The sequence below is a fragment of the Brotocaccenecus cirricatena genome, from assembly GCF_020687045.1.
GTDB lineage: Bacteria > Bacillota > Clostridia > Oscillospirales > Oscillospiraceae > Vescimonas > Vescimonas cirricatena.
On record NZ_JAJEPW010000061.1, the window covers coordinates 1 to 15,648 of the forward strand.

Annotated in this window: 13 protein-coding genes, 1 tRNA gene and 2 pseudogenes; 15 read left to right on the forward strand and 1 reads right to left on the reverse strand. The window is 47.5% G+C overall.

All coding sequences use genetic code 11. From position 1 onward, the window contains the following. From LKD37_RS14245 to LKD37_RS14320, 15 genes and pseudogenes are all read left to right on the forward strand, one after another. Nucleotides 1-297: pseudogene (locus tag LKD37_RS14245) on the forward strand (DUF3848 domain-containing protein); the annotation flags it as partial. 357 nt (nucleotides 298-654) lie between these two features. Then, nucleotides 655-885 (forward strand): annotated as a pseudogene (locus LKD37_RS14250) (DUF3991 domain-containing protein); the annotation flags it as partial. A gap of 398 nt (nucleotides 886-1,283) precedes the next feature. Next, nucleotides 1,284-1,460, forward strand: a complete 177-nt coding sequence (locus LKD37_RS14260; protein ID WP_302929803.1) for a Z1 domain-containing protein — start codon at nucleotides 1,284-1,286, stop codon at nucleotides 1,458-1,460. A 16-nt stretch (nucleotides 1,461-1,476) separates the two neighbouring features. Next, nucleotides 1,477-2,835 (forward strand): AIPR family protein, encoded by a 1,359-nt coding sequence (locus LKD37_RS14265; protein WP_302929804.1) that lies wholly within the window; start codon nucleotides 1,477-1,479, stop codon nucleotides 2,833-2,835. 21 nt (nucleotides 2,836-2,856) lie between these two features. Beyond that, nucleotides 2,857-4,476: a DNA cytosine methyltransferase gene (locus LKD37_RS17770; protein ID WP_302929805.1), complete on the forward strand. Its 1,620-nt coding sequence runs from the start codon at nucleotides 2,857-2,859 to the stop codon at nucleotides 4,474-4,476. Continuing rightward, nucleotides 4,466-4,912, forward strand: a complete 447-nt coding sequence (locus tag LKD37_RS14275) for a very short patch repair endonuclease (protein ID WP_249318416.1) — start codon at nucleotides 4,466-4,468, stop codon at nucleotides 4,910-4,912. Before LKD37_RS17770 ends, LKD37_RS14275 begins: the two co-directional genes overlap by 11 nt. A gap of 333 nt (nucleotides 4,913-5,245) precedes the next feature. Beyond that, nucleotides 5,246-6,325 carry a WYL domain-containing protein gene (locus LKD37_RS14280; protein WP_302929806.1) on the forward strand — a complete coding sequence of 360 codons (1,080 nt, stop codon included), beginning with the start codon at nucleotides 5,246-5,248 and terminating at the stop codon, nucleotides 6,323-6,325. Further along, the gene (locus LKD37_RS14285) at nucleotides 6,322-7,230 is read left to right on the forward strand and encodes a WYL domain-containing protein (protein ID WP_302929807.1); all 909 of its coding nucleotides are present in this window, start codon (nucleotides 6,322-6,324) and stop codon (nucleotides 7,228-7,230) included. Before LKD37_RS14280 ends, LKD37_RS14285 begins: the two co-directional genes overlap by 4 nt. Nucleotides 7,231-7,861: 631 nt before the next feature. Then, nucleotides 7,862-9,070, forward strand: coding sequence for an RtcB family protein (locus LKD37_RS14290; protein WP_302929808.1), 1,209 nt, complete (start codon nucleotides 7,862-7,864; stop codon nucleotides 9,068-9,070). Between the two features lie 37 nt (nucleotides 9,071-9,107). Further along, entirely contained in the window at nucleotides 9,108-10,577 is a 1,470-nt protein-coding gene (locus tag LKD37_RS14295; RefSeq protein WP_302929809.1) for a DUF2828 family protein, read from the forward strand. Nucleotides 10,578-10,818: 241 nt separating this feature from the next. Next, nucleotides 10,819-11,433: a LexA family protein gene (locus tag LKD37_RS14300; protein WP_302929810.1), complete on the forward strand. Its 615-nt coding sequence runs from the start codon at nucleotides 10,819-10,821 to the stop codon at nucleotides 11,431-11,433. A gap of 993 nt (nucleotides 11,434-12,426) precedes the next feature. Continuing rightward, nucleotides 12,427-12,912, forward strand: a complete 486-nt coding sequence (locus tag LKD37_RS14305) for a sigma factor-like helix-turn-helix DNA-binding protein (protein WP_302929811.1) — start codon at nucleotides 12,427-12,429, stop codon at nucleotides 12,910-12,912. Between the two features lie 65 nt (nucleotides 12,913-12,977). Beyond that, nucleotides 12,978-13,205 carry a hypothetical protein gene (locus tag LKD37_RS14310; RefSeq protein WP_302929812.1) on the forward strand — a complete coding sequence of 76 codons (228 nt, stop codon included), beginning with the start codon at nucleotides 12,978-12,980 and terminating at the stop codon, nucleotides 13,203-13,205. Beyond that, nucleotides 13,196-13,426: a helix-turn-helix domain-containing protein gene (locus LKD37_RS14315; RefSeq protein WP_015559102.1), complete on the forward strand. Its 231-nt coding sequence runs from the start codon at nucleotides 13,196-13,198 to the stop codon at nucleotides 13,424-13,426. Before LKD37_RS14310 ends, LKD37_RS14315 begins: the two co-directional genes overlap by 10 nt. A 108-nt stretch (nucleotides 13,427-13,534) precedes the next feature. Then, nucleotides 13,535-14,773, forward strand: coding sequence for a site-specific integrase (locus LKD37_RS14320; protein WP_302929813.1), 1,239 nt, complete (start codon nucleotides 13,535-13,537; stop codon nucleotides 14,771-14,773). 129 nt (nucleotides 14,774-14,902) lie between these two features. Here the strand turns inward: LKD37_RS14320 and LKD37_RS14325 are convergent. Then, nucleotides 14,903-14,991 (reverse strand) — tRNA-Ser (locus LKD37_RS14325). Nucleotides 14,992-15,648 lie beyond the last annotated feature (657 nt).

Here is a 15,648-nt window from a genome sequence, read left to right on the forward strand (position 1 = left end):
GAAGAACTGAACACCGCTTTATATAGGAAGGTGTTCGCAGAACAGGAGAAGTATCGGGAGTGGCTGCTTTCCCAGCCGCCCGATGAGATCCTGAACCATTGCTACGAGTACACGGTACGGGAGGACATCGTGCTGGCACTGGAGGAATACGACCTATCCGATAAGCAGTGCAAGGCGCTCCTGAAATCGCCCAGTCCCCTTGCGGATGTGTTCAAGGACTTTGAAAAGCGGGAGACCGACCACATGGACAACATCCGTGACACCATCGAGTGCCGAGCCAATGCGGTCATCCGGGCCGATTTCCTGAGAGACCGGCGTGAAGCGAGGTGATGCCCTATGAGCTATATTGCTGCGGAGGATGTTGCCAAGGCCAAGGAAATGGATCTTTTGACTTACCTCCGTAATTATGAACCGCAGGAGCTTGTCCATGTGTCCGGAAACACCTATTGCACCAGAGAGCACGACTCCCTGCGAATCAGCAATGGCAAGTGGTGCTGGTTCTCACAGGGCATTGGCGGCAGATCAGCGCTGGACTATCTCATCAAGGTGAAGGGCATCCCTTTCACGCAGGCAGCAGAAATTATTCTCGGACGGGAGGCAGAAAAGCCTCCCGTTTTCTATCGCCAGAAGGAACGAAAGCATACGAATTTGCTGATGCCGGAGCTGTCCGAAACAACGGACCGCGTGGAGAAATACCTGCAAGGCCGAGGAATTCACCCGGTTATTATCCGTTATTGCCTGGATAACAAGTTGCTCTTTGAGTCTGCAGATTACCACAATGCGATGTTCGTAGGGTACGACAAGGACGGCAAAGCGAGATATGGCGCTCTGCGCAGTACCGTCAGCAGCTACAAGGGCGAGCTGACCGGCAGCGACAAGCACTTCTCTTTTTTCTTGGAGGGAAAGCCGAATGCGGAACACATTCATGTGTTTGAATCCGCCATTGACCTGCTGAGCTTCGCAACCTTGGCGTTGCTTGCCGGGCGCGACTGGAAAAGTGAAACCTATGCTGGACAACCAGTACGCACTTCTTTTTATACGCGGGGAGCGCCCCATCCGGGATCTCAAGTATGACATCCTTCATCATCCCAATGTGGCACTTACGACGGACGGTTCCGCACCGGCCTATACCCGCGCCAAGCAGAACGCCGCGAGAGGAGGCTGCACGGCAGGCAGCGCGGCAAAATACGGATGTATTGATTCCGTTGCGGCGCGAAGAAATGGATCTATTTTTCCCTTTCGCACACAAAAAGACATTGGAAGTGGATGCGCTGCCGCCCAGCATGTATGAAGCAATCGCATACTTTCTGCTGTTTAATGCAATTCGTGATCTGCGCGGCGATTATACCGAGCACCGCTCCATGATGATTCATGTTAGCCGTTTTACAGATGTGCAGAACCGAATTGCAGAAGCTGTAAATGAATGGCTTGTTCAAGTAAAGTCCGACGTGCAGAATTAAGTATGGCAGTCAATTATTGGAAGGCAATGTCCGGTCATTCCTTTCTACTAAGGTCGCCGTAAATAAAAAAATCAGGGAAACCATTTTGAAATGCCCCTCAATGTTCTTTGCGTATAACAATGGCGTATCTGCAACCGCAATGGATGTCCAACTTGAGCGCACAGCAAGTGGAACACACATTGTTGGTGCAAGAGACTTCCAGATCATTAACGGCGGCCAGACGACAGCATCCCTTTCCAATACCCGTCATAAGGATAAAGCTGATTTGGAAGGCATCTACGTACAGATGAAGCTGACTGAGATTGATGAAAGCGACATGGACCGTTCAACGGAGTTGGTACGAAATATATCTCGGTCCTCAAATAGCCAAAACAAAGTTACAGATGCAGATTTCTTCTCTACTCACCCATTCCACATACGCATGGAGCAGCATTCCCGGAGAATTTTTGCTCCTGCAGAATCTGGTGCGCAGTATGAAACAAAATGGTTTTATGAGCGTGCCAAGGGTCAATTTCTTCAGGCACAAATGCGTCTTACACCGGCCAAGAAGCGACAATTCCTGCTGCAGAATCCCAAGAGCAAAGTCATCACTAAAACGGATTTGGCTAAAGTACGCAACACGTGGAGTGAAATGCCCCACATCGTCAGCAAGGGTGCTCAGACAAACTTTATGAAGTTTGCTGAGTTGATTGATGAAGCTTGGACGACCAACGATTCGCAGTTTAATGAGCGATACTTTACAGAAAGCGTGGCGCTGGTTATCTTATTTAAGCATCTCGAAGCGTTGATACCGAGGCAAGAGTGGTATGAACAGGGCTACCGAGCGAACATCGTTACTTATTCATTGGCACTGCTTCATCAGTTAATTCGGAAGCAGTTCAAAAATATGGAGTTGGATTTGCAGAGTATTTGGCAGCGCCAAAGCGTTCCAGAAAGCGTTACAAAAGCTTTGGAACAGATAGCTGAGCAGGTCTTCTATAGGATAACTGATCCAAATAGACCTACAATCAATGTCACGCAGTGGTGCAAGCGCGAGGGATGCTGGAACAGCGTTCAAGAAATTAATCTAATTCTGCCAGCAGAATTTTCTAGTGTATTGATTGGAAAAGCTGAAGTGAGGGCAGCAGAAAAAGAAGCGAGGAAAGACCAAAAAATGCTTTCCGAAACGGAGGCGCAGGTTAAAGTACTTCAATATTCTGCAGATCAATGGAAAAAGCTATCTGCGTTTGCGATCCAGAAACGCATGGCATCGCCCGATGAAAATATGGCGTTGAAATATGCATGCCAAATCCCCAACAAAATGCCGAGTGGATACCAGAGCCAACGACTCCTTGCGCTCCTTGATCGAGCATTATCCGAGGGTTTTAACCTTTAACAAGAGAAAGAGGAATGTGTTGTGTACAAAGTTGTGGACTTGTTTGCAGGAGCAGGAGGCCTGAGCCTCGGCTTTATGCAGACGAGAAAATATGATATCAAGGTAGCGTTTGAGAACAGCCCTTATATGCAGGAAACATATCGCCTGAATCATCCCGGCGTTGAAGTACAGGGAGATGTCTGCGCTGCAAATTATGACGAGATTAAGGAAAAATATGGGGATATAGACGTGGTCATCGGCGGCCCGCCCTGTCAAGGCTTTTCTAATGCGAATCGCCAAAAGAACCATGCTATCAGTCAGAATAATATGCTGGTAAAACAGTATATCAGGGCTATTCTCGAACTCAAACCAAAAGCATTCGTTATGGAAAATGTCAGCATGCTGAAATCTGATGTTCACCGATTTTATATGGAAGAGAGTGATATTGAAACTGTCGCAAAATACAAGATTCCTGTTAAATCCACATATCTTCACTTGCTGGATCAGGCGTATGTATTTGACGGCGCACTGGAGATTGTTAAAGATCAGCAGAAGATTCAGCAGTATCTTTGGCCGGAACAGCATTACTTTGAGCTGAACGTTATCTATAAGGCCGCGAAGAATCTTGAAAAAATGAAATCTGCACTTGAAAAGCACAAAAAGAAGCTTTGTGCTGCGGCTGCTGACTATGCGAAATTGCATGATAGTAATCATATCGCCAGTGTCTCTGCGGAAGCATTTCAAGAGATCTCAGAATACTATTCTGGTGAGTTGGATGCGTCTGCGCTCAAAAGCAGGATTGAACCAGCGATTCTGATCCAGCGTATGCTCAGCAAGGCACAGGAGATACACGAAAATCACATAGTTGTGGATGCCTACTCTGTCGAAGATGGAATCGCAGCCGTGATTCGCTCTTTTGCTGTTTACGATTATCTGGAGCGCGTATTGCAGGCACCTGAAAATGGCTACGTTTTGGATAAAGATGTCCTTTGCGCTGCAGATTATGGCGCACCTCAGAAACGAATGCGTTTCGTTGTGATAGGCATTAAACGCAGTATTTCTTCTAAAATAGCCCTTCCTAAAGGCCGTTTTGATGCTGACGAATATCGAACCGTGCGAGACGCCATCACCGATTTGGAAGATGTCGAGCCGGTCGTTGAGCTTGAAGACGACAAAGAAGGGATTGCACTGCAACCAAAAGAGAACCTGGGTGAATTGGCTTCCTCACTCCGAGATTCTAAAATACTAAAAAACCATATGGTTACAAAAACAACCGATACAGCGATGCAGCGTTTTAAGGCACTCAAACAGGGAGAAAATTTCCACGCTTTAGATGATTCGCTGAAAACCAATACATATACGGACGCATCCCGAACACAGAATACGATTTATCTTAGATTAAACTACGACGAACCCTGCGGGACAGTGGTAAATGTCCGCAAATCTATGTGGATACATCCGACACGGGATCGAGCTATCAGTGTTAGAGAAGCAGCGCGTCTGCAAACTTTCCCAGATAGTTTTGTGTTCTGCGGCTCAAAGGACAAACAGTATCAGCAGGTGGGCAATGCGGTTCCGCCGATTATGGCTAAGTCGATTGCCAAGAAGTTAGCCAAAGTTTTGAAAGACAATTTGCCGGAAGGTGAACAGAATGGCGGATAACCATAGTAAGGAAGTCCGAAGTATAAACATGTCTCACATCCGCAGTACGAATTCGAAGCCTGAAGAAATTGTACGAAAGTATCTTTTTGCAGAAGGATTCCGTTATCGTAAGAATGTGAAGAAGCTGCCGGGATGTCCTGATATAGTTCTCCCCAAATATAAAGCTGTAATCTTTGTGAACGGCTGTTTCTGGCATAAGCATGATTGTCCTCGGTTTGTTTGGCCCTCATCCAATCAAGATTACTGGAGGCCAAAAATTCTTAGAAATGTTGAACGGGACAATCAAAGCCGCAAAGAATTAGAAACTCTGGGCTGGAAGGTAATCACTGTCTGGGAATGCGAGTTGAAAAAGAATGTACTTAACGAGACCCTTGGAAAACTGATTGCAGAACTGAAAGCCATTGACTTCAGTGCTGATAATAAGGAGACGACATGAAAAGAGAATATTACACCGCCTCTATCGCCTATTTTTTATCAGACGACCCTGAATATGTACTATTGGAAGCTCTCATGGAGGAGTGCACGGAATAACAAGATTTCGCAATCTTTTTTCCGTGAACTGTAAGCAAAAACAATATAAAATCCATTATCATGAAAGGGGTGTGTCTGCATGGCTTATAACGAGCTCATTAAAAACTTTGAAAAAGTCAGAGCTTATATGCGTGAGTTTTATGTGTATGGCTTTAAGAGCAGAACAGAATATGATGCCAAGAGTGCACGCTCCTAAGATGATGAACGCCGCAGGCTGGAGAGCTGGTTGGGAGACTACATGCGGTTCACGCAGACGTCGGAAGGAAAGAACGTTTTCCTGTCGGTAGATAGCCGCGTGACCCGTAAGAACCCATTCTATAAGGCGTGGAAGGCCAAGAGCTTTACGGATGGAGATATCACACTGCATTTTGCGATTTTTGATATTCTCTATGATCCTGAAACAAAAATGACGCTTACAGAGCTGATTGAGGAGATCGATCAGCGGCTGTCATCCAGTATGGCCTTTGATGAGTCTACCTTGAGAAAGAAACTCAAGGAGTATGCCGAAGAGGGTATCATTCGGATGGAGAAGGATGGGCGGAAGGTCCTGTATAGCAGAGTTCCGGATACGGACATCACTGCCTTGCATGATGTGATCGACTTCTTCAGCGAGGTGGCCCCGTGCGGCGTTATCGGCTCATTCCTGCAGGACAGGCAGCCGAAGCACCCTGAGCTGTTTTCCTTTAAGCATCACTACATAACGCAGGCAATGGATAGTGATGTAATGGACACACTGTTTGAGGCTATTCACGGCCATCGCTACATCACCGTTGACAATTTGGGCAAACATTCAAACGAAGTCAGAACGGTTCGGTTAGTCCCACTCAAGCTCTACATAAGCGCCCAAAACGGACGGCAAAACCTTTTAGCCTTTCACGAAAAAGCCAATCGCTTGAATTCCTATCGCTTGGACTATATGTCCAACATCAGGATTGAAGATGAGATTTGCGAAAAGTTCGATGCGTTGCGCGGCGCACTCAGCAAGGCTGAAGCTCACATGTGGGGTGTGAACTGCAAATGGAATATCAAACATACCGAGCATGTGGAGTTTGAAATAAAGATTGAAGACGATGAGCAGTTTATTGTCCGCCGGCTGGAGAGAGAAAAACGCTGTGGGTGTGTAGAGAAAATCGACGACAACCACTACCGGTATGTTGCAGAGGTTTTTGACACAACAGAAATGCTGCCGTGGATACGCACATTTATCTCCCGCATTACGAGAATGAGCTTCTCAAATCGAACGGCTGAAAACAAATTCAAGGCAGACATTCTGGAAATGTGCCATATGTATGGGCTTGACGGAGGTGCTGCACAATGATTTTCAGTGAGTTATACTCCGCCTATTACAATACGGTCGCAAAAATCATGGAAGCAGCGTTTAACCCCGAAGCAACCGAGAAGGATTTGCAGCGCTGCGTTATGGAAGAAGCATTTTCTGAGAGCGTCCTGACCATACTTCCTGCGCTGAAATCCGGGAAATGGCCGCTGCTTCACGAGGATCTTTCGCCGGTTCTGTTACATAAGCCCACCATGCCCCTGACCAATCTGGAAAAGCGGTGGCTGAAGGCAATAGCAGAAGATCCCCGTGTTAAGCTGTTCGATGTTGCATTTCCCGAGCTTAACGATGTGGAACCGCTCTTCACAAGGGATGACTATAAAATCTACGACCAATACAGTGACGGAGATCCTTTTGAAGACGAGGCCTACATAAAGCATTTCAGGCTGATGCTTTCCGCTATACGGAGTGATCGGCCTGTTCAAATGACTATGGTGAACCGTCACGGCAGGAAGGTGCGGGTTCGCTTTTATCCCAAAGGATTTGAGTATTCGTTAAAGGACGACAAGATCCGTATATTGGCTGCTGGGTGTAAATTTAGGCAATTCAATCTTGGAAGAGTTTTAAGCTGCGACTTTTATAACGGGAATGGCCCGTGGCGCGAGAAGCCTAAAGCAGAGCGTCGGAAGAATCTGACCTTGCTGATCACCGATGAGCGCAATGCGCTGGAGAGAGCCATGCTGCACTTTGCGCATTTTGAAAAGCAAGCAGAGCGAACAGACGATGGCAGATATATCCTGCGGCTGAAGTATTACGAAAACGATGAGACCGAGATCGTGATCCGTGTGCTGTCTTTCGGCCCGTATATCAAGGTTCTGGAGCCGGAGTGCTTCGTGAATTTAATAAAAGAACGACTCATTTCTCAAAAAAGCTGTGAACTCAAGTGAGTTCGCAGCTTTTTTTCCGTGAAATGCCTGCGTTTGAACCGTATAATATGCGTGTAAGATGCAGATGACAAAATACTGCTTCTTATCAAAGGTACTTACAGCAATTGTTTTTCTTATTAGAAAAGGACTGAAAATCCTTGTCGCTGGCGGATATTATCCGTTAAAGGATGTACCTTGTTTGTAAAAGATGCATACAGCAACCAAAAGACGATGATAACGCACCTCTCTTTGAGCTGGAGCGATGGCTTGCCGAAAAACTGCATCTTGAAAAGGCACCAACAGCAATGACGAATAGCTAAGTGGTTATAGCAGATGACTCATAATCATCGTTCGCGGGTCCGAATCCCGCTTCAAATGGTGCCTTGTTTTTGTGAAAGACGCGAACAGCGATTACATATCTTATGTTACTGAAACATTAACTGGATAACCGGAGATTGCTGCCGGCCAAACATTGGTGAGGTGAAATCCCTCGCATGTATTAAAAAAAGAGCGCGTCTTGTATAAAGGCATCTACAGCAATGAAGTGGTACGATCTGACAGCCGGAACCTGTCGAAGGCAGGACACCGACTTCGATTTTACGGGTTCAATTCCCGGTGATGCCTTGTTAATTAAAACGAAAGGAGCGGCACGATGATTGAAATCAAAGGAAAGGTAAATACGGCGATCTGTTATGCAACGGTTGTAGAGGGCGAAGCGATCGAACAGATCCGCAGAATGTGTGACCATGATTTCACAGCAGGATCTCAAATACGGATCATGCCCGATGTACATGCCGGAAAGGGCTGCACGATCGGCACCACAATGACGATCATCGATAAAGCGGTTCCTAATATCGTTGGAGTCGATATCGGCTGCGGCATGTATACTGCTGAGCTGGGTAAGGTGGATGTTGATTTTGAAAAGGTCGATGCTACCGCTCATTATATTCCCAGCGGAAGAGATGTTTGGGAAGGGCGCATGGAGCGTTTTGACCTGACCGGACTTCGCTGCTATAGAAACCTGAAGCAGGCAAAGCGCTTGGAGAGAAGCCTGGGGACGCTGGGCGGAGGGAACCATTTTATTGAGATTGATGCAGCTTCGGACGGCACAAAGTATTTGGTGATCCATTCTGGCAGCCGTAACCTTGGCAAGCAGGTTGCGGAGCTCTATCAGTCTTTAGCCATCGACTTAAATGCCGGTAAGGCAGATTACTTCGAGCGTCGGGATGAGCTGATCCGTACCTATAAGGAGCAGGGCCGCAGAGCTGAGATTCAGACCGCATTGAAGGCAATGGAGAAGGAATGGGCAGCAAAAGAGCCGACGATCCCCGCAGACCTTTGCTATCTGTACGGCACCTACTTAGAGGACTACCTCCACGATGTAGAAATCTGCCAGCAATTTGCAAGGCGCAGCCGTGAAAGAATGGCGGAGATCATTTTAGAAAAGACCGGAATGACTGCGATTTCTTATTTCCACACCATCCACAATTATATTGATACGAAGGAAATGATCCTTCGCAAGGGTTCTATTGCAGCCCATGACGGAGAGCTTGTCTTGATCCCGATCAATATGCGGGATGGCAGCGTGTTGGCTCGCGGAAAAGGAAATCCGGAATGGAATTATTCTGCCCCGCATGGCGCCGGACGCCTTATGTCTCGTACAAAGGCAAGAGAAACGCTGGATTTAGAGGCGTATAGGAAGACGATGGAAGGTATCTACACGACATCGGTCAATGAGGCCACCATCGATGAAGCACCCATGGCATACAAGTCGCTGAAGGACATTATCGATGTCATCCGAGAGTCTGTCGATGTGATCGAAATACTAAAACCTATTTACAATTTTAAGGCGTCTGAGTGATAAAATGCTTCTGCGCCGTCTGATTGGAGGAATTGAAATGTTGAATCATTTGAAGAGTGAGGCGAATATTGCCTACACAGAAAACGGCGCAGTTACCAACACAAGCACAATGTCTGACTGTCTGGATCTGTTCGCAGTGATCGGCGCGCTCCGTGCAGCCGACGATCAGGAAATCATCAGGCGCTTTGTCCGCGCATATGCGGAGGACGCGGATATTGCCATGAAGGTCCTGTTCTTCGGACGCGATGTTCGCGGTGGCCTTGGTGAGCGCCGGATGTTCCGCGTTATCATCAATTGGCTTGCCGAGAACAGAGCGGAGTCCTTGCACAAGAATATTGAGCTGATCCCTGAGTTCGGACGCTACGACGATCTGGTATCTCTCATCGGCACGGCCTGCGAAAAGGATGCTTTGCGTACCATTCGCAAGCAGCTGGAGGCCGACCTTGCGTCTGACGCAGAGGTGTCCCTGCTGGCGAAATGGCTTCCGTCTGTAAATGCGTCCAACGCAGAGACGGTCCGCAAAGCAAAGCGCATCGCCCGCTATCTTGGAATGTCCGATGCGGAGTATCGCAAGACCCTTGTAGAGCTGAGAAAGAAAATCCGCATCATAGAGAATCATCTCCGCGAGAAGGACTACTCTTTCGACTATGCGAAGCAGCCGTCCAAGGCCATGTTCAAATACCGGAAAGCATTCCTGCGTAATGATGGTGAGCGCTATAACGCGTTCCTGGAGGCTGTAAGCAGTGGTGAAAAGCAGCTGCATGCAGATAACCTTGCTCCTTATGAGATCGTCAGATCTGCGCTGAATGCAAACCGGTGGGGCTTTCATGCTGACTTGACCGTCGGAGAGAAGGCTGCACTCAATGCGTCCTGGGCGTCACTTCCCGACTTCTGTGACAACAGAAATGCGCTGGCAGTAGTGGATACATCCGGATCCATGTACTGCTATGACAACGCGCTGCCGGCGGCTGTTGCGCTGTCCTTGGGACTGTATTTCGGAGAGCGTAATACCGGTATCTTCCATAACCATTTTATCGAGTTTTCTTCCCGGCCGCAGCTTATTGAGATCAAGGGCAAGACCTTTGCCGAGAGGCTGGAGTATCTGTGCACCTTTAACGAGGTTGCCGATACAAATGTGGAAGCGGTCTTTGATCTGATCTTGGATGCGGCAGTGCGCAACAATGTCCCGCAAGAAGAGCTGCCCGAGACTTTGTATCTGATTTCGGATATGGAGTTCAACGCCTGCGTTCGAAATGCATCTGTGTCTAATTTTGCCAGTGCAAAGCGCAGATTTGCGGAGCATGGGTACAGATTACCTCAGATTGTCTTCTGGAATGTTGCGAGCCGAAACAGCAATCAGCCCGTGACAAAGAACGAGCAAGGCGTTGCCCTGGTTTCCGGATGTACGCCTCGTCTGTTTTCCATGGTGACAAGCGGAGATCTTTCCCCTTACTCTGTCATGATGGAGGTCATAGAGTCGGAGCGGTACGCAAAAATTTCAGCATAAAGCGAAGGCGGTGCCTACCGGTATCGCCTTTTTCTTTCATATGGATCATCCAAGGGCAGGCCAGACGAAGAATGCCCAGAATCTGGACTGGTATGGACGGATAACATAATGCAATTATACGAGGTGACGAACAGAATCGCCACCTCGTTTTGCTTTTCTACAAACCTATTGCATTTCTTTTTTGCCTGAGTATAATAACATTATGGGACTTGAAATCCCACATAGAAACAGAGGTGCTGATATGAGAACAAAGAATCAAGAAACTCTGGACAGGATATTGAAGTTCGTAAACAAGTATTATCAGGAGCACCACAGCTCTCCTACGATCAACGATGTTGCTGAAGGCGTTGGCGTTGCCAGATCCACTACGCATCGCTACCTTCAGGAGCTAAGTGACCGTAACCTGATCGATTACGGCAGAGGTATCTTGTCTGCTCCCCAGAGCGCCAAAATGAAAACGGCCTATGTATCCGCCCCGTTAGTAGGTTCTATTCGCTGCGGCAATCCGGAGGATGAGGAAGAGTCGATTGAGGAGTATGTCAGCCTCCCGGTCTCTATGTTTGGCAAGGGAGATTTCTACATTCTCCGCGCCAAAGGCGATTCCATGGTGGATGCCGGAATCGACGAGGACGATCTGCTTGTTATCGAACGCAATTGCCCTGCTCTCGAAGGGGATGTAGTCGTTGCGCTGGACGAGGACAACCAGAATACGCTGAAGCGATATGCCGGCTACGATAAGGACAGTGGGTATTACATCCTCGAATATGAAAACGAGGCTCGATACCCGGGCAAAACCATAAAGGTGCGGAGCTTTCAGGTACAAGGCGTTGCTCGGCACGTGATCAAATCACTCTAAACAATAATCTAATGTCGATGGGAGATGTGTTGTTTTGAATGCAAAAGATGTTAAATGCCCGATTTGCGGCACAGTCAACAGAAGTCTCGATTTAGATGAGGCCGACGGATGGAATGTGAACACTGCCATAACGCCGTTCAGATATTGGCGTACGCTAAAACCAAGCGCGTTCCGGTATATCAGATGGCAGATTGCAATCTCCTCGTTCCGTTGAGCAAGAAAAGATAGAAGGAGAATGGCGATGCTGGAGGATTGGACGATTTACTCTTGGTATTGCCCAAACTGTAAGACGCAGGTAGTGGGGCTAAAAAACAAGAAAAATCAAAGTTGTTTTCTGGGCATCCGTGTACAAGGCCATCTGCAGCATCAAGGATGCGCCAGAGGCTATTAGCAAGGCAAAGGCATGGCTGCACGAGCACGGTATGAGCCCTTATCTGGCGGGGTGATAGATTTCTCCCCCTTGATTTGTTTGAAGAACATCGAAGCGAGTTCCTATAACAACTGAATCAACGACATCACGACGGAACGGTCGGGCTGAAACAGGGCCGCGCTAAATCTGCTTCCAGGTCACTTGATCGTGGGCAGCAGCCCGAACATGAACCGGTAGTTATTCCAGACATACGTGAGAGGCCACCGGCAAGGTAAGACACTATAGTTCTATCTATAGGTCTGCCTTGTCGGTGGCCTTTTTTTGTTTTTCACCGACATCACAAATACATATTCGCAGCCTGAAGTACAAGGGCCAAGGATACAAATACGCTGGTTTCAAATCTATTTGAAAAAGCAGTATGGGTACCCTTAGATTTCTGCGCCCTTTTTCAGGCAGGCAGCATCGGGAGTCCTTTTCGCCAGCGTAGTTGTGTCCTTTGGACCGCAGCAGGCGGAAAGGACTTTTTATGTGCGACCAGTGGCTCTGCTATATCGCTGAATACCCGTGATCTCTGAATTTTTGACTTTCACCCAAATTCAAAAATTCAAAGGAGATTACGACAAATGGGATTTAATTATGGACTCGAAAAGAGAAAGTTCACCGAGGAGTGGAAGAAGCTCTACAGCGAATATAAAGCTGCCGGCATGAGCGAAGAGGATATTCAGGATATCTATGCGTTCGACCTGAATGTGTTCAGGAAAAACAGGACGGAGTTCCAGCGCACACAGCCCCTCTCAGAAAGCTCCTGTGACGACGGAATCGAACAGGGTGAATCTATGTCTGCCCTATTAAAAAAGTTCTCCAGCGCGCTTTCTGTGTGCGACAAGTATTCTTTCCAAAGTGACCCCCGCTTTGCGTGGGTTGATGAAATGGAGAATGACGAATTATATCGGAAGATTATTTCTCTGCCCGAAAGAGATATAGACCTGCTGACGCTGATCGCATTTGAAGGCTATTCACAGCGGGAGGTTGCAGAAATTCGCGGCATTGCCCCCGCCGCGATCTGCAAAAAGATCGCAAAACTCAAAAAACTTCTGTATGGGGGTTAATTTTTGCCTGTTTTCGTTGCCTACCAAGTGAAGGGATTATTTCGAAAACAAAGGAGCAGCAGAATATGAACCATTTGAGCGAGAAGAACTCCGTTTTGAATAGACCGATGTATTTGTACCTTTGCCCGGTTTGCCTTGGTCAGTTCCTCGACACAGGAATCTATAAGATCGTGCGGGAGAATCACGGACAAGCAAAAGAACGCTGTGATTTCTGTAATTATCGCAACGGGTACGATTTCATCATCTACTCCAAAGCGGAAAAGAAAGATGAGGTGGCAGACGAATGGCAATGAAAAAGTCTGAGCTGAGAGAACTGTACCTGATGATGTTTCCGGAGTATCCGGACATTGTGAACATCACTCAGCTCCAATCGATGCTTGGTATCAGCCGCCATCTTGCCTATGACTTGATCAATGATGGGTATATCAGAGGCCTGAAAATCGGAAATGCTTTCCGGATACCCAAGGTCAATGTCATTGAGTATGTCATGGATCAGGGAAAAAGTGCGATTTGAACTCTGATTTGATGATCGCATATTTGAGTATCTCCCACCGACCGAATAAAATATAGATGTCGGTGGGAGATGCCTGTATACAATTCAATGATTCCGGAGGTAATAAAAATGGTATCAGGAACTCTTGCGCTGAAGAACGGCTACTATTATGCCGTTCTCAGCTATCAGGACGCAGCAGGAAAGCGCCATCAAAAATGGGTATCGACAGGATTGCCCCAAAAAGGTAATAAGCGCCGGGCAGAACAGGAGCTTATTCGTATTCGCAGCGAATTTGAGATTCCTCGGGTTGCCGGAGAACTAAGCTCGAATATGCTCTTTGCAGACTATTTGGATCAATGGCTTGAGATTGTCAGAGCGAGAATCAAGCCCGCAACATTCGGCTCGTATCAAGGAATGGTCAAAAGCACGATTGGCCCGTATTTCCGCAAAAAGGAGCTAACCTTGAAAGAACTAGAGGCTCGGCACATCCAACAGTTTTATACGGAGAAGCTGAAAACCGTCACGCCGAATTCCGTTATCCACTATCATGCGGTGATTTATCAGGCCTTGAAGTATGCGATGAAAACCGACATGGTACCGCAGAATGTTGCAATGAAGGTGGATAGGCCGAGGAAGAACTCGTTTCAGCCGACATTCCTTGATGCGGAGCAAATGCAGAAGTTGTTCGAGATTGTCAAGGGAACGCGGCTGGAGCTTCCGGTTTTAGTTGCTGCGTTTTATGGACTACGCCGTGGCGAGGTGCTCGGGCTAAAGTGGGATGCGATCGATTTCAATCGCGGAACGCTGACCATCAAACGAACAGTCACTGAGGCAACGATTGACGGCACCATGAAAATTATCGAGCAGGATTCTGCTAAGACCAAATCGAGCCTGAGAACGCTTCCCTTGGTGGGGAGCTTCCGCGACTACTTTCAAAAGGTAAAAGAGGCTCAGGAGCTAAACAAGAAGGTTTGCGGCAATTGCTATAACTACGATTACGACGGTTATGTCTTTGTGAACGAGCTGGGAGAGCGCATGCGCCCGAACTATTTGACGGAGTACTTTCCTAAGTACATAGCAAAACACGGGATGCCGAAGATGCGGTTTCATGATCTTCGCCATAGCTGCGCCAGCTTGCTGCTGGCTAACGGCGTGCCGCTGAAGCAAATCCAGGAATGGCTCGGCCACTCGGATTTCAGCACGACCGCTAATATTTATGCCCATCTCGACTACAGATCCAAAATATCCTCGGCGCAGGCCATGGAGCAGGGAATGCTTCTTCCGAGGTCAGATGATTTCGGGAGCCGCTGGGAAAATGTAACCGAGCAGGGCAAAATAACAGAACCGGATTTGAACCCCGTTTTTTGACTAAAAAAACACGCTGTTCTAACGCAAAAACGGCCAATTCTAACGCTGTTCCAACGCGAAAATCGGAAAATTCAAGGAGTCGGACGAAAAAGGAAAGTCCAGCAAACCCTTGAGTTTACTGGACTTTTTTGGCGGAGAGGATGGGATTCGAACCCATGTGCGATTGCTCGCAAACTGATTTCGAGTCAGCCCCGTTATGACCACTTCGATACCTCTCCGTGTATGTCAAACACGGTCAGAACATCTTGAACCTCAAAAAAGAGGGAAAACCAAAATGTTAGAACGGCGTGTTAGAACAGCGAAATATTTAGTTTTTAGAACCCGCGAAAACCCTTGAAAACAAAGGGAAACGGGTGGACGAAAAAGCCTAAGCCGCGGAGGATTTCGAGCCATTTGGAGAGGGAATCCAATGAAAATTGATGCGTTCCTCTCGTGACCCTTAAAACCGCAATCCACTCGCACTCACTACTCTGCACAAAGCATAGAAAATGCGTAGATAGAGTCAAGTCTGCTGGACACAGCATAGTCTAAAAAGCACCAAATATCAAGGATTTCCGAGGACGGAAAGCCAAACGCTCCACACGATTTCGAATCCGGACCCTTCAACCACTTGGGTACATCTCCGTATTCCATTGGAACCACGCAATTTTATCACATTTCCCCGCCATTTGCAACCATTTCCGGCAAAAATCCGCCCCCGATTTTGTAGGACTACAATACATCTTGGACAATTGAATAAAAAGGGTATGAGGAATAGGGCTTCATGTGTTAAAGTTAAGCTACCACACAAAACTTTCCGAAAGGAGACCATATTCCTCATGAGTAAGAGTATAACACAGGACATGGCCTACAGGCAATCCCTAATGAAGTACGCA

Excerpts from the sequence above, each read along its gene's own strand:
- LKD37_RS14260 (WP_302929803.1), top strand. The coding sequence starts at position 1,284 with ATGTATGAAGCAATCGCATACTTTCTGCTGTTTAATGCAATTCGTGAT.
- LKD37_RS14275 (WP_249318416.1), top strand. The coding sequence starts at position 4,466 with ATGGCGGATAACCATAGTAAGGAAGTCCGAAGTATAAACATGTCTCAC.
- LKD37_RS14280 (WP_302929806.1), top strand. The coding sequence starts at position 5,246 with ATGCGGTTCACGCAGACGTCGGAAGGAAAGAACGTTTTCCTGTCGGTA.
- LKD37_RS14285 (WP_302929807.1), top strand. The coding sequence starts at position 6,322 with ATGATTTTCAGTGAGTTATACTCCGCCTATTACAATACGGTCGCAAAA.
- LKD37_RS14290 (WP_302929808.1), top strand. The coding sequence starts at position 7,862 with ATGATTGAAATCAAAGGAAAGGTAAATACGGCGATCTGTTATGCAACG.
- LKD37_RS14295 (WP_302929809.1), top strand. The coding sequence starts at position 9,108 with ATGTTGAATCATTTGAAGAGTGAGGCGAATATTGCCTACACAGAAAAC.
- LKD37_RS14300 (WP_302929810.1), top strand. The coding sequence starts at position 10,819 with ATGAGAACAAAGAATCAAGAAACTCTGGACAGGATATTGAAGTTCGTA.
- LKD37_RS14305 (WP_302929811.1), top strand. The coding sequence starts at position 12,427 with ATGGGATTTAATTATGGACTCGAAAAGAGAAAGTTCACCGAGGAGTGG.
- LKD37_RS14310 (WP_302929812.1), top strand. The coding sequence starts at position 12,978 with ATGAACCATTTGAGCGAGAAGAACTCCGTTTTGAATAGACCGATGTAT.
- LKD37_RS14315 (WP_015559102.1), top strand. The coding sequence starts at position 13,196 with ATGGCAATGAAAAAGTCTGAGCTGAGAGAACTGTACCTGATGATGTTT.
- LKD37_RS14320 (WP_302929813.1), top strand. The coding sequence starts at position 13,535 with ATGGTATCAGGAACTCTTGCGCTGAAGAACGGCTACTATTATGCCGTT.